A 12,802-nucleotide genomic window follows, 5' to 3' on the forward strand; every position below is an offset into this window, starting at 1 on the left:
GCGAACGGGCCACCGCCTACAGGACACCGGGAGGTGCCCCCATGGGGGAGACGTACGCACGGGCCGAGAGGGCCGAGCAGCTGGTGGAGGCCGCGGAGGCGCTCTTCGAGGCCGGGGTGATGTCCCACTCCGGGCACGCCAACCTGAGCGCCAGGCTCGACGGCGGTGACCACTTCCTGCTGACGCCGGGATTCGTCCGCGGACTGCGGCCCGGGCAGCTGGCGACCGTCTCGTTCGACGGCCGCGTACTCGACGGCGAACTCCGCTCCGTCAGCGCCGAGATCACCGCCATGCACACCGCCGTCTACGCGGCCCGGCCGCACGTGGGCGCGATCATCCACACCCATTCGCCCTCCGCGACCGCCTTCGCGGTGGCCCACCGGCCGCTGCCCTGCCGCACCGAGCCGATGCTGCGCTTCGGGCAGGCCGAGGAGGTCCCCGTGGTCCCCTGGGGACCGCGCGGATCGGACGTCTCGGTCCGCGGCATCGCCGAGGTGCTGGAACGCCGCCCGACCACGGCCGCGGTCCTGCTGGCCAACCACGGCCTCCTGGTGTTCGGCCCGGATCCGGCGGCCACCGCCCACCTCGTGGTGGCGATCGAGGAGAGCGCCGAGGCGGAGATCGCCGCCGCGGCGATCGGCGGGGCCGTGGACTTCCCCCCGGGCGCCCAGGAGGCCGTGCGCGCAGCGATCGCGCGGGCCGCGTCATGACGGACGACACCCTCACCACCCGTACGGAGGCGGTCCGCGACCGGTACCGCTCCACCCTCGGCACCGTCCCCGGCGGCGTGCAGGACAGGCTGCGCCTGGCGGCGCGGTACGACCGGCTGCCGACCGAGGAGGCGCTCGCGGCCCTGCGCCACATCGTGCTGACCGGCAATCCGCTGGGCGCGCGGGTGCAGCAACTCGTCCACTTCGGGCAGCTGCTGGCCCTCGGCCGGGCGCACCCCGCCCGGATCCACGCCCAGGGCGCCCTGCACGCCGGAGCCGCCATCGCCGACCTCATCGGCGTCGCCGAAACGGCGCTCATCACCGCGGGCGTCCCGGCGTACGCGCTCGGCACCGAGATCATCGCCGAACTCCTGCCGCAGGAAGGCGGGGACGGGGACGACGGGGACGGGGACGGCGCGGGCGGCGCGGACGGGGACGGCGGCGGCCGCGCGGACGGGGAGCCGGCCCGGTTCTGATGCCGGGGCGGTCGCGCCGGGGCCGCCACCGCACTGATCCGGTCACCCTGGACGGTCAGTGCGGGCGCCCCGGCACCACCGCCACCAGCACACCGGGGAACGGCGGCGCCCCCACCTGCGCGCTCCGATATCCGAACCCCCTGTCCGTAACCCGATCGTCGGCATGCGGCCTCCCTTCGAATCTGAAAGCCTCGACCCTGTCGGGCCGTCGCTACGGTCTTCACGGTCATCCAACGCCTTCGATCCGAAAGGGATGTGATCATGCGTCACCGTCTGGCCGCCACTTCCGCCGCCACCCTCCTCTGCCTCGGCGCGGCCGCGGGTGCGGCGCAGGCCGCGCCCGCGAGCCCGTCCGCCCCCTCCGCCATGGTCCTCACCGTCACCCGGGGGAACGACGCGGCCTCGGGCACCGTCCTGCGGGCGGCCGTCCTCAGCTGCGCCTACACCGCCGAGGGCACGCACCCCGACCCCAGGGCCGCCTGCGACGCCGCGAACGCCACCGGCGGCCGGTTCGACCGCCTCCTGGCCGCCCCGGACGCGGGCCGCGCCTGCCCGAAGCACCTCGACCCCGTCACGGTCACGGCGGACGGCAGCTGGCAGGGCGGACGGGTCGCCTGGAAGCACACCTTCGCCAACGCCTGCGTGATGTCCGCGGCCCTGAACGGCAATCCGCTCTTCGCCTTCTGAAGCCCCCTCGGGCTTGACCGGTTTCGCTGATGCGCGGCGGCGTCCTGCGGTAGAAGTACCGCATGATGCCCGTAGAGGAAGCCCAGGACGAACTCAAGCACCTGCTGAGCCGTTGTGAACGCTGGTTATGCGACGAGGACGGAGCGCGCGACCTTCTCGACGACGCGGCCGGCCTGGCCGGCGACGCCGCCCGCATCGAGGCCCTGCGCACCCGTGTCCTGTCCTCCATGCTCAACGTGGCCCTGCTCGGGCGGCAGTCGTCCGGCAAGAGCTTCCTGATCAGCGGCCTCCAGGGCGGCCTGGAGTACATCCCCATCACCGACGAGGACGGGATGCCGTCGGCGGAGTTCCTCGGGGTCCTCCCGTCGTCCGCGCGCCCGACCACCGCGTGCCCGTGCACGGTCATCCCCGTCGGAGACGAGCCCGCCGGGACCGGGGAGGGCCGGGCGATGCTGCGCGCCCGGTTCGCGGGCGGCAGGGTGGAGGACATTGGCACGGACCTGCCGCCCGCCGTGGTCTCCGCGTACGGGGCGGTGGACGGCGACATCACCAACCGCCGCCGCGAACACATCAACCTGCGCGTCGAGTCGATCGAAGTGCTCCTCTCCGACGCCCGCCTGCCGGTCAAACTCTTCGACCTGCCCGGCTCGGAGTCCCCGATCGAGGAACACGAGATCATCATGCGGGAGGCCTGGGCCAAGGCCGACTGCTTCATCTACGTGAGCCACGCGACCTCGGCCCTCACCGCCAACGAGCTCCAGCTCATCCGGGACCTCTACGCCCACCACATGCAGAGCAACGCGAACAAGAAGGTCCTGTGGGTCCTCAGCGGGATCGACCTGGCCACCCAGCGCGAACAGGGCCAGGCCGCCTGGAAGAGCGTGCTCGCCACGAACAACGCCTATCTGCGCACCCACTTCGGCGGCCCCGGCGGGCAGTTCATCGGCGAGGGGTTCCTGCCGGTCTCCGCCGCCTGGGAGGCCGAGGGCGAGTTCAAGAAGGCCCAGGGCGAGGACGGTGAGACCCTCGGGCGGCTCAGCGGCATGGAGACCCTGCGCGAGCACCTCCGCGACCTGATGGAATCCGGCGCGGGCCACGCGCACCTGCGCCAGGTCGCCGACGAGGCGCGCTGGCTGATGCGGCGCCGCCAGCGGCAGCTCGCCGACATGCTCGACACCCACCAGCTGGCCGTGGAGGACCTGGAGGTCCAGATGGGCAGCCTGCGCAGCCGGATCGCGGGCGCGGAGAACTCCCTGGAACACATCCGGACCGAACTCGGCCGCGAGCTGCAGCGCAGGATCCGCTCGGCCCGGGGCCCGTTCGGCGGCCTGGCCGAACTGCTGCACCAGCAGCTCGATCCGCTGATCGACCGCGGCAACCTGAGCGCCGAGCACGCCAACGAGGTCGACGTCCTCCAAGTCCAGCTGTTCAGCCGGTGGATGACCTCGCCGGACGGCCCGGCCACCCTCTGGGAGCGCGAACTGCGGGCCTTCGACACGAGCGCCCGGCAGCTGCTGCGCGCGGACCTCGGGGTGGACACGGGCTCCCAGCTCGTGGCCCCGGAACCGCTCGACACGAGCTACTTCCCGATGCAGACGGACGGCCGCCAGCCCCTGACGGCGTACGGGGTCGTCCAGGCGGCGGCGAACACCCTGGGCGTCGCCAGCCCGCTCGCGGCGGGGGCCGTATGGCTCACGACCAGCCTCAGCCTCGCCACCATCGCGGTCCCGGCGGGCGCCGCCGTCCTGGCGGCCATCGCCATCGCCAAGGTCACCGACCTCCTCAAGGACCGCGAGACCCAGGTCCAGAGGGCGCGCCAGGAACGCAAGGACATGATCGACGAACACGTGAGGCAGGCCCGCAGCGCCTTCGAACGGGTCACCCAGAGCCAGGGCCGGCTCCTGATCGACGCGGTCGAACAGCACCACGCGCAGCACCAGGCCCGCCTGAAGTCGACGCTGGCCCAGATCATGGACCGCATCAACGCGGAGGACACCGTCCGCAGCCGCGCCGTCATCGACCGCCTCACCCCGGTCAACCAGACCGGCCAGGCCCTCGTCACCGAACTGCAGGACCTGCGCGACGCCCTCGGCAACGACCACACCGGCCGCTGACCGGAAGCCCACCTCCCGCCGCGCGTTACTGCGGGATGCCTCCGTGGTAGCTGTTGCGGCACTCGATGATCTCGTCCCTGGTGTGGGTGTTCACGTAGTCCCGGCCCGCCTGCTTCTTCTCGCGGAGGGACACGTTCGGGTCGGAGATCAGGTTGATGAGCGCCGCACAGTCCCCGCCGGGCTGGGCCGGGACCGCCCCGGCCGGCGCGGCGGCGGGGAGTACGGCGACGACCGCCGCGACGAGCGCGGCGAAGGCGAGTCGTCCCTTCATCGGTCTGTCCTCTCCGGACGGCGGAGCGCACCACCGTGCCCGCGCTCCTCGATCGGGCGGATCCCGCGCGGGGGTCACTGCGAACGTAACCCCCGGGAACCGGATCCGCATGCCGGTGGACACCCCCCAGGGCACGGGGGCCGTACGAGTCCGCCGCGAGCCGGGCCGGGGCCGGTCCGCCCGGCCCGCCGGCCCCGGCGGAATCCGGGTCCGGCGGAACCCGGGTTCGGCGTGGCGATGAGTCCACGGCCCCGCGAGGGTCTACCTATGCGACGGGAACAACCGACCCCGAGACTCCCCGGGAGCACACCATGGGCCTCATCCACATCGAACTGTTCGCGACCCTCGACCTGGTCGGGCAGGCTCCCGGCGGCCCCGACGAGGACCCGGAGGGGTTCCCGTTCGGCGGCTGGCAGGCACCCCTGCTCCACGAGGTCACCGGCGCGCAGATCGCCGCCGCGTATGAGGACACGGACGCCCTCCTTCTCGGCCGGCGGACCTACGACATCTTCGCCGCCTACTGGCCGCACCAGAAGGGCGGCCCGGACAACGAGATCGCCGACCTCTTCAACCGTGTCCCGAAGTACGTCGCCTCCCGCGGGGAGCCGGACCTCTCCTGGGCCGGATCCACGCGGCTCGGCCCGGACCTCGCGGCCGCGGTCCGTGAACTCCGTGACCGCCACGAGCACGTGAAGGTCGTCGGCAGTCTCGACCTCGTACAGTCCCTGCTGCGCGAGAAGCTCTTCGACCGCCTCGACCTCTGGGTGCACCCGATCACCCTCGGCGTCGGGAAGAAGGTCTTCGACACGGGCGCGGTCCCCACCAACATGACCCTCCTGGCACCCCCGGCCGCCAGCCCCAACGGCACCGTCTACCTCCGCTACGGCCTCGCCGACGGCACGCCGGCCACCGGTGACATGAGCGCCCCCGACCGCGGCCTGGCGAGCTCCTGACGACGGTCGCACCGGCGGCCGGGGCGTCAGGCGGCCGGGGCGTCAGGCGGGCAGGGCGTCGGCCAGGCCCTCGCCGAGGAGGCGGAAGGCGCGGTCGGCGGCGGCCACGGCCTCGGGGTAGACCTCGTCGGCCGGGCGGCCCGCCTGGACCTGTTCGCTGTTGCGGTGGGCGAGGGTGCGCAGCACGGTGACGATCTGCACGGCGGCGAGCCGCGCGGTGAGCTCGTCGGCGCCGGCCTCCTCCAGCGCCTCCGCGAGGGCCGCGATGCCGCGCTCGGCGTACCGCAGCAGCCGCTCGCTGAGGCTGGCCGTCGTGCTGAGCAGCCGGGCGAAGGCCACGGCCTCGGGGTCGGAGGTGAGTCCGGTGTTCGGGTCCCGCCGGGCCAGGGCGTCGAGCTCGTGCGCGTGCAGGGCGGCCAGGGGACTCGTACCGGCCGGGCGGGCGCGGACCACGCGGGCTGACTCGTCCTCGTGGTCGGCGAACACGTGCAGGACGAGGTCTTCCTTGGTCGGGAAGTAGGTGAAGAGCGTCCGCTTGGAGACCTCGGCCGCCTCGGCGATCTCCACGATCGACACCTCGTCGAAGCCGCGGCTCAGGAACAGGCGCAAAGCCGCTTCGAAGATCGTCTGCCGCGTGCGCTGCTTCTTGCGTTCCCGCAGCCCAAGTTGTTCAGCCATGCGCACACGATAGCAATGGGGGTACCGAGGGGAAACTTGCACCTGGTATAGTTTTCTACCGAGTGAGGGAATCTTCCGAGGAGGCTCCATGAACGCGCAGGTCACCCACGTCTTCGACGCACCCGCCGCGCCCGGCGCGGCGGACGTCACCGGTGTCACCGATGTCATCGTGGTGGGGGCGGGAGGTGCCGGGCTCACGCTCGCCACCGAGCTGGCCCTGGCCGGTGTGCCGGCCGTCGTGCTGGACCGGCTGCCCGGCCGCAACCTCCAGTCCCGCGCCGGCGCGATCCAGCCACGGACCGCCGAGGTGCTCGCGCTGCGCGGTCTGCTGGACGACGCCCTCGGACGGTCGATCGACTTCGAACTGGTCGGCGGCCACTTCGCCGGACTGCCCGTCCCGCTCGACTACACGGCGTGGGACACCCGCTACCCGCACCCCGTCCTGCTGCCGCAGGACCAGCTGGAGGCGGTGCTCGAGGAGCGGCTCGCCAGGCTCGGCGGCCGGGTGCTCAGGGAGCACCGGCTGACCGGCCTGCGGCAGAACGCCGACGGCGTCACGGTCACGGTGAGCACGCCGGACGGCGCCGAGCGCTCGCTGCGGGGCCGCTACCTCGTCGCGTGCGACGGAGCCCACAGCAGTGTGCGCAAGATCGTCGGTGCCGCGTTCCCCGGCCAGGCCGCCACGCTCCGCATGGCCACCGCCGACCTACTGCTCGCCGGCGACGTCGACGACAGCTCCGGCGGACACATCAGCTCGCGGATCCACACTTCGCCCGAGGGCCACTTCGCCATGATCACGCCCCTGGCGGGCGGGCTGCACAAGCTCATCTTCAGCGGCCCACGGACCATGGAGGCCGAGCGGGACGCCCCCGTGACGCCGGAAGAGGTCCGCGAAGTGCTGCGCGCCACCCACGGCGGGGCGCTCGACGTGGCCGAGATCCGCTACTCCTCCCGGTTCAGCGACGCGAGCAGGCAGCTGGAGCACTACCGCCACGGCCGGGTGTTCTTCGCCGGGGACTCCGCCCACATCCACTCTCCGGCCGGCGGCCAGGGGCTCAACCTCGGCGTCCAGGACGCGTTCAACCTGGGCTGGAAGCTCGCCGCCGTCCTGCGCGGCGAGGTGGGCGAGGAGCTGCTGGACACCTACGAGTCCGAGCGGCATCCCGTCGCCGCCCGGGTGCTCGCCCTCACCCGGGCCCAGGGCGTCGTCATGGGGCCGCAGCGCGACGGCGGGCTCGCCGAGCTGCGCGACGTGCTCACCGACCTGCTGCGCCTGCCCGATGCCAACCGGTACATGGCCGGGGTGATGGCCGGGCTCGACCTCTGCCTCCCGTCTCCCGACGCGGCCGCCCATCCGCTGCTGGGCCTGCGCATGCCCGACCTCGACCTCGACCTCGTCGCCGGCGGGGCGGAGGGCGGCGGGGACGGAGGCGAGGGTGAGGGTGATGGCGAGGGGAAGCGGGTCCGGTTCAGCGACCTGACGCGCGACGGGCGCGGCGTCCTGCTCGTCCTCACCGACACCCCTCTGGCCGACGCGGCACCCTGGGACGACCGGGTCACCCGGGTGCGGGCCCGGGCGGAACCCGGCGCGGCCGCCGGCGCCGAGGCGATACTCGTCCGCCCCGACGGGTACGTCTGCTGGGCTGGCGGCGCCGGCCTCACGCAGACGCTCACCCGCTGGTTCGGCCCGGCCGCTTAGGCCCCGGTCTCAGCCCGCGGTCACACGCCGTCGGCGCGGTGGGTCGGGCGTCCGTCCGAGACGGTGAGCAGTACGGGAAGGTCGGGGAGTTCCTCGGCGGGGGTAGTGAGCGGGTCGGCGGCGAAGACCGTGAGGTCCGCGCGGAAACCGGGGGCCAGGCGCCCCGCCTCGTGCTCGGCGCCCTCCGCGAAGGCGGCGGCCGTGGTCATCCCGCGCAGCGCCTCCAGGGCGGTCAGCGCCTGCTCCGGACCGTGGGGCGCGAGCGTCAGGTTCCGGCTCGGCCGGCGGTGGCGGGCCCCGGCCATCACGCCCAGCGGCGGGAACGGGGCGATCGGCCAGTCCGAGCCGAGGACCACCGTCGCCCCGGAGTCCCACAGGTCGCGGCAGCGCCAGGCCCGCGAGGCCCGCTCCTCGCCCAGCCGGCGCGACCAGTTGTCGGTGTGGTCGGCGCGGGTGAAATCACAGCAGTGGGTGGGCTGCATCGACGCGATGACGCCCAGGGCGGCGAAGCGGCGCAGGGTGTCGTCCGGGACGGTCTCGATGTGTTCCACCCGGTGGCGCACCCCGGCCGGCCCGCCGCCCGCCCGCGCCTTCTCGACGGAGTCGAGCACGTGCCGTACGGCCGCGTCGCCGATCGCGTGCGTGGCGGTGGGCACGCCCGCCCGGTGCAGCTGCCCGATGGCCTCGGTGTACGCGGCCGGGTCCGGCCAGAAGGCGCGGGTGGACTCGCCGTGCCCGTCGGGGCGTTCCAGCCACGCCGTGCCGTTGTCGATGGTCCCGTCCATGAACAGCTTCACGCCCGCGACCCGCCACAGCGCTCCGCCGGTGCCCTGCTGCCCGATGAGCGCGCGCACCCCGTCGGCGTCGGTGCCCGGCTGGCACCAGGGGGCGACCCGCAGCCGCAGCGGCAGTTCCCCGGCCGCGTCGAGCTCCGCGTACAGCTCCAGGCTCTCGCCGTTCGCGTCCATGGCGTGGCCGCCGGTCAGACCGGCGGCGGCCATGGCCCGCAGGGCCGCCGCGAGCCGCTGCCGGCGCTGCTCGCGGGTGGGCCGGGGTGCGACCCGTTCGACGAGTTCGCAGGCGGCGTCCTCCTGGAGCAGGCCCGTCGGGCGCCCGTCGGCGTCGCAGACCACCTCGGCGGAAGCCTGGCCGAAGGTGCGCGGGCCGTCCACACCGGCCAGTTCGAGGGCGCGGCGGCTGGCCAGCGCCGAGTGGGCGTCGAACAGCAGCAGGAACGCCGGGATCCCCTCGAGTACGGACTCGAAGGGCGCGGTCCCCACCGGCCCGTCCCCGAAGACGTTGGGGTCCAGGCCCCAGCCGGACAGCCACTCGCCGGGCGCGAGGGAACGCACCCGGCCGGCCAGCTCCCGCCGTACGCCGTCCAGGTCCGTGCAGCCCGACAGGTCGAGGCCGTGGGTGAGTTCGGCGCCGGAGACCGGGTGCAGGTGGCCGTCGGTGAGTCCGGGGCTGACCACGGCCCCCTTGACGTCGACGACCGTGGTCGCGGGCCCGGCCAGGGCCCGGACCTCCCGGTCGTCGCCCAGGGCGAGGATCCGGCCGTCCTCCCCGGCCGCGAGCGCGGTCTGCGGCAGGAAGAGCCCGGTGGCGGGGTCGAGCAGGCGGGCGGAGAGCAGGACGAGACGGGCGCGCACGGCGACTCCTTGGGGGAGGGGAGGAGGTCAGGCGGGGGTGGCGGGGGAGGGTGCAGCGGGCGGCTCCCGGTCGGTGCCCGGGCCGCCGGGGAGGTTCAGATCCGGCTCCAGGGCCCCCGGTGGCAGCCCGAGCCCCTGCTCCGCCGTCGTGACGGCCATCCGGGCGACCGCTGCGGGACGCCCGGTGGTGTCGGTGTTGGCGTGAGCCCCGAGCCCGTCGAGGACGACGAGGATCTGGATGGTGGTCACGTACGGGTCCGGCGTACGGAACTCCCCGCGCTCGACGCCTTCGCGGATGAGCCCTTCCAGGCGCCCGCGCCAGGCGGCCTCCTGCTCGGCGACCCGGTCGCGCAGGACGGGCCGGTAACGGCTGAGGTGGCGCGCGTTGATCCAGAGGCGGCTGATGGCGTCGTAGGCGTCCCCCGTCGTATGGGCGAGGAACCGTGCCAGGCGCCGGGTGGGCGGCTCGGCACCGGCAACGGTTCCGGCGCCGGAACCGTTGCCGACACCGTCCGGGACGAGGCGGTCCAGCTCGGCGCTCGCGGCGCTGCCGAAGGCCTCCGCCACCAGATCCTCCACGGAGGGGAAGTAATGGCTGATCAGACCGGGCCGGACGGCGAGCTCGTCGGCGATCCGCCGGAGCGTGACGCACTCCAGCCCCTCGGCCAGCGCGACCTGGGTCGCGGCCTCGACGATCTCCGCCCGACGGGCGTCGGGGGACTTGCGAACTCGTTTGCGCGGGACGCTTGACGACATACCGGCGATGCTATTGAGTGTGCGACCAATAAGCAAGCAGGCGGGATACGCACGCACACCGGAGCACCCCATGGCATCCACGAACCCCGACCCGCAGCCCCTCCGGGGCGCCGCACCCGAACCGGCCCGGCCGGCCCCGGAACGCGCGGGGCGCATCGAAGCCCACGGCATCGACCTCATCCCCGAATCCGAACGCCACGGCCGCCCCCGCGACCTGTTCGCCGTCTGGGCGGCGGCGAACGTCAACTACCTGAGCCTCGTGATCGGCGGCGCGCTGGTCCTGATGGGCCTGAGCCTGGGGCAGGCCGTCGCCGTGCTCGTCGCCGGCAACCTCTTCTGGCTGCTCACCGGGCTCCTCGCCACCTCCGGACCGGCGGCGGGAGCGCCCAGCGAGGTGATCACCCGGGCGCTGTACGGGGTCCTCGGCAACCGCGTCAACAACGCCGTCGGCGGCTGGCTGGTCTCCGTCTGCTACTTCGCCCTGAACCTGGCCGCCGCCGCGACCGCCGCCTTCGCCCTCGTGGAGGAGGCGGGCATCACCGCGAACACCGGGGTCAAGGTGGCCGTGATCCTGCTGATCGCCGTCCTCACGCTCGCCATCAGCGTCTACGGCCACGCGATGATCATGAAGCTGTACCTTCCGATCACCCTGGTCCTCACGGCGGTCTTCGCCGTCGTCGCCGTCGCGGTGGCCCGGCACGCCGACCTTTCCCACCACCCGGCCCAGCCGCTCACCGGCACCGCCCTGTGGGCCGCCCTGATCGCCGGCACCACCCTGACCGCCTCCGGCCCGCTGTCCTATACCACCAGCGCCGACTTCTCCCGTTACCTGCCCCGCACCGCGTCCCGGTGGGCCGTCACCGGCTGGACCGCCCTCGGAGCCTTCCTGCCCAGCGTGCTGGTCTCCGCCCTGGGCGCGCTCGCCGCGACCGCCGTCGACATGACCGACCCGCAGAACGCCCTCCAGGCCATCCTGCCCGGCTGGTTCAACCCGGTCTTCCTGCTGGCCCTGGTCCTCGGCACCATCGCCGTCAACGCCCTCACCGCATACAGCGCGGGCCTCGCGCTCCAGGCCGTCGGCCTGCGGATCCGCCGCTCCGTCAGCGTGCTCTTCGACGGGACCGCGGCCGTCGCCCTCACCCTCTACGGGCTGTTCGTCTCCCGCTTCCTCGACACGGTCAGCAACGCCCTCCAGGTGATCGTCGTCCTGATCGGCCCGCTGACGGCCGTCTACGCCACCGACGTCCTGCTGCGACGGGGGCGCTACGACGGCGCCGCCCTCCGCGACGAGAGCCCGGGCGGCCCCTTCTGGTACACGAGGGGCTTCAACCTGGCGGGCGCCCTCGCCCTCCTGGCCGGGGTCGCGGCGGCGGCCCTCTGCGTGGACACCCTCTACACCGGCCCGGTCGCCGCCGCCCTCGGCGGCGTCGACCTCTCGCTCCCGGCGGGCATGCTCGTCTCCGCCGCCCTCTACGCCGCCCTGATGCGCACCGACGGCGCCGTCCGCGCCGCCCGCCGGGGTGACTGAGCCCGCCGCGCCGGCCGCGTCACCAGTCCATCGGGGCCGCGCGGTAGGGCTGCGGATCGGTGACCCAGCCGGACGCGAGGACCAGCCGGGAGGCCTGGTGGACGGCGAGGAAGCCGAAGGGCCGCTCGAAGTGCGCGTGCACCTCCGTGCTCCGGTACTTCAGCTCGGGCTCGGGAGCGCTCCCCTCACCCAGCTCGACGGCGGTGACCACCGCCGCTTCGAAACCCTCGTCGGTGAAGGCCGCCGTCGCGGACTGCCGGGCCCGCGCGACGGCGAGCCCCTCGTCGGCGATCCCGGGGAAATGCCCCGCGGCCCGGTCGGTCGCCGAGCGCAGCCCGAACACCTCGGGGCAAGAGGTCAGATCGTGGCCGGCCGTGACGTCGAAGGCCACGGTGTGCACGTGCAGCCTCGGCCGTAGGGGGTACCAGCTGCGGACCGTGTCCACGCTCAGGCCGGGGCCGGCCTCACCGGGCGGCAGCCGGTCGCCCGTCACGAGCTCCCGCCGCCCGGCGAGGACGTCCACGCCCGCGGCGAGCACCCGGCCCGCCGCCATGCCCGGCTCCCCGAGGAGCAGGTGGACATCGATGCCGCGGTCACCCACGACGCGCAGGGCCGTGACATGGCCGTCCGGGGTGTCGGCGACGCCGACCCGGTGGAGCAGGCGCGTGGTGCGGGACAGCCCCGCCAGCCGCCGGCCGTTCCAGGGACCCGTGCGCGGGTAGGCGGATCCGGTGGTGAAGGGGCGGACCCACCGGGTCGCCACCGTGAGCGCACTCGCCAGCAGCAGCCGAGTGTCGCGGCCGAGGTCGGCCGGCATCGCCGGGATGCGCCCGCCGGTCCGCTCGGCGGCCCAGGCGTCGAGTGCCCGCCGGTCGACGGCGCGCCAGCCGGTCAGCTTCCGGTGGGTGTGCGGCCCCAGCTTCGCGGCCCACTCCTCACGGACCCTCAGCCGACGGTGGGTCCACAGGCCCAGGGCCGCGTCGACGCCCCGCAGCCCGTCCAGTGCCGCGACGAACTCCCGCGCCCGGTCGGCCGCCTCGCCGGCCGGCAGTCCGACGGCTTCCGCCAGCTCGGCGCGCGCGGGCCCGGTGGCCGCGTCGGCGAGGAACGCGAGCAGCGGCCACACCCCGGCTGCGGAGAAGACCGTACCGCTCTGCCCGGATCCCGCGGCCCGGGCGTCTTCCGCCGCCTCGGCCGCCCACCGCGCGGTCAGCGCGTTGACCGCCCCGACCGTCTCGTCGACCGTTCCCCGCGTCCACGCCGTCGTCACCGACACCT

Annotated in this window: 12 protein-coding genes; 7 read left to right on the forward strand and 5 right to left on the reverse strand. The window is 74.1% G+C overall.

Annotated elements, in window-relative coordinates:
• Positions 1–41 precede the first annotated feature (41 nt).
• From ABT403_RS30480 to ABT403_RS30495, 4 genes are all read left to right on the forward strand, one after another.
• Positions 42–710 (forward strand): class II aldolase/adducin family protein, encoded by a 669-nt coding sequence (locus tag ABT403_RS30480; protein ID WP_344166878.1) that lies wholly within the window; start codon positions 42–44, stop codon positions 708–710.
• Positions 707–1,186 (forward strand): carboxymuconolactone decarboxylase family protein, encoded by a 480-nt coding sequence (locus ABT403_RS30485; RefSeq protein WP_344166876.1) that lies wholly within the window; start codon positions 707–709, stop codon positions 1,184–1,186. The genes ABT403_RS30480 and ABT403_RS30485 overlap by 4 nt, the downstream gene beginning before the upstream one ends.
• Before the next feature lie 261 nt (positions 1,187–1,447).
• Positions 1,448–1,873, forward strand: a complete 426-nt coding sequence (locus ABT403_RS30490) for a subtilase-type protease inhibitor (RefSeq protein WP_344166874.1) — start codon at positions 1,448–1,450, stop codon at positions 1,871–1,873.
• A gap of 62 nt (positions 1,874–1,935) precedes the next feature.
• A complete protein-coding gene (locus tag ABT403_RS30495; protein WP_344166872.1) occupies positions 1,936–3,987 on the forward strand; it encodes a hypothetical protein in 2,052 nt (683 codons plus the stop codon).
• 25 nt (positions 3,988–4,012) lie between these two features.
• Here the strand turns inward: ABT403_RS30495 and ABT403_RS30500 are convergent, their stop codons facing one another.
• The gene (locus ABT403_RS30500; RefSeq protein ID WP_344166870.1) at positions 4,013–4,258 is read right to left on the reverse strand and encodes a hypothetical protein; all 246 of its coding nucleotides are present in this window, start codon (positions 4,256–4,258) and stop codon (positions 4,013–4,015) included.
• Positions 4,259–4,569: 311 nt separating this feature from the next.
• On the opposite strand from ABT403_RS30500, the gene ABT403_RS30505 reads away from it, so the two are divergent.
• Complete coding sequence (locus ABT403_RS30505; protein WP_344166868.1) at positions 4,570–5,211, forward strand: dihydrofolate reductase family protein; 642 nt, start codon at positions 4,570–4,572, stop codon at positions 5,209–5,211.
• A 42-nt stretch (positions 5,212–5,253) separates the two neighbouring features.
• Here the strand turns inward: ABT403_RS30505 and ABT403_RS30510 are convergent, their stop codons facing one another.
• A complete protein-coding gene (locus tag ABT403_RS30510) occupies positions 5,254–5,889 on the reverse strand; it encodes a TetR/AcrR family transcriptional regulator (RefSeq protein WP_344166866.1) in 636 nt (211 codons plus the stop codon).
• Positions 5,890–5,977: 88 nt separating this feature from the next.
• Between ABT403_RS30510 and ABT403_RS30515 the strand changes: the two genes are divergently transcribed.
• A complete protein-coding gene (locus ABT403_RS30515; protein WP_344166864.1) occupies positions 5,978–7,588 on the forward strand; it encodes an FAD-dependent monooxygenase in 1,611 nt (536 codons plus the stop codon).
• Positions 7,589–7,608: 20 nt separating this feature from the next.
• Here the strand turns inward: ABT403_RS30515 and ABT403_RS30520 are convergent, their stop codons facing one another.
• Positions 7,609–9,240: an amidohydrolase gene (locus ABT403_RS30520; protein WP_344166862.1), complete on the reverse strand. Its 1,632-nt coding sequence runs from the start codon at positions 9,238–9,240 to the stop codon at positions 7,609–7,611.
• Between the two features lie 27 nt (positions 9,241–9,267).
• Positions 9,268–9,996: a TetR/AcrR family transcriptional regulator gene (locus ABT403_RS30525; protein WP_344166860.1), complete on the reverse strand. Its 729-nt coding sequence runs from the start codon at positions 9,994–9,996 to the stop codon at positions 9,268–9,270.
• A gap of 70 nt (positions 9,997–10,066) precedes the next feature.
• Between ABT403_RS30525 and ABT403_RS30530 the strand changes: the two genes are divergently transcribed.
• Entirely contained in the window at positions 10,067–11,524 is a 1,458-nt protein-coding gene (locus ABT403_RS30530; protein WP_344166858.1) for a purine-cytosine permease family protein, read from the forward strand.
• Between the two features lie 19 nt (positions 11,525–11,543).
• On the opposite strand, the gene ABT403_RS30535 is transcribed toward ABT403_RS30530, so the two are convergent.
• Positions 11,544–12,800 carry a serpin family protein gene (locus ABT403_RS30535; RefSeq protein ID WP_344166856.1) on the reverse strand — a complete coding sequence of 419 codons (1,257 nt, stop codon included), beginning with the start codon at positions 12,798–12,800 and terminating at the stop codon, positions 11,544–11,546.
• Positions 12,801–12,802: the final 2 nt, after the last annotated feature.

This window comes from Streptomyces sp. NPDC000075, assembly GCF_040301925.1.
GTDB classification, from domain to species: Bacteria; Actinomycetota; Actinomycetes; order Streptomycetales; family Streptomycetaceae; genus Streptomyces; species Streptomyces polychromogenes.

What these genes read in the sequence shown, in the direction of transcription:
- ABT403_RS30515 (WP_344166864.1), top strand. Translation starts at nt 5,978, where the DNA reads ATGAACGCGCAGGTCACCCACGTCTTCGACGCACCCGCCGCGCCCGGC.
- ABT403_RS30485 (WP_344166876.1), top strand. Translation starts at nt 707, where the DNA reads ATGACGGACGACACCCTCACCACCCGTACGGAGGCGGTCCGCGACCGG.
- ABT403_RS30490 (WP_344166874.1), top strand. Translation starts at nt 1,448, where the DNA reads ATGCGTCACCGTCTGGCCGCCACTTCCGCCGCCACCCTCCTCTGCCTC.
- ABT403_RS30480 (WP_344166878.1), top strand. Translation starts at nt 42, where the DNA reads ATGGGGGAGACGTACGCACGGGCCGAGAGGGCCGAGCAGCTGGTGGAG.
- ABT403_RS30500 (WP_344166870.1), bottom strand. Translation starts at nt 4,258, where the DNA reads ATGAAGGGACGACTCGCCTTCGCCGCGCTCGTCGCGGCGGTCGTCGCC.
- ABT403_RS30495 (WP_344166872.1), top strand. Translation starts at nt 1,936, where the DNA reads ATGATGCCCGTAGAGGAAGCCCAGGACGAACTCAAGCACCTGCTGAGC.
- ABT403_RS30525 (WP_344166860.1), bottom strand. Translation starts at nt 9,996, where the DNA reads ATGTCGTCAAGCGTCCCGCGCAAACGAGTTCGCAAGTCCCCCGACGCC.
- ABT403_RS30505 (WP_344166868.1), top strand. Translation starts at nt 4,570, where the DNA reads ATGGGCCTCATCCACATCGAACTGTTCGCGACCCTCGACCTGGTCGGG.
- ABT403_RS30510 (WP_344166866.1), bottom strand. Translation starts at nt 5,889, where the DNA reads ATGGCTGAACAACTTGGGCTGCGGGAACGCAAGAAGCAGCGCACGCGG.
- ABT403_RS30530 (WP_344166858.1), top strand. Translation starts at nt 10,067, where the DNA reads ATGGCATCCACGAACCCCGACCCGCAGCCCCTCCGGGGCGCCGCACCC.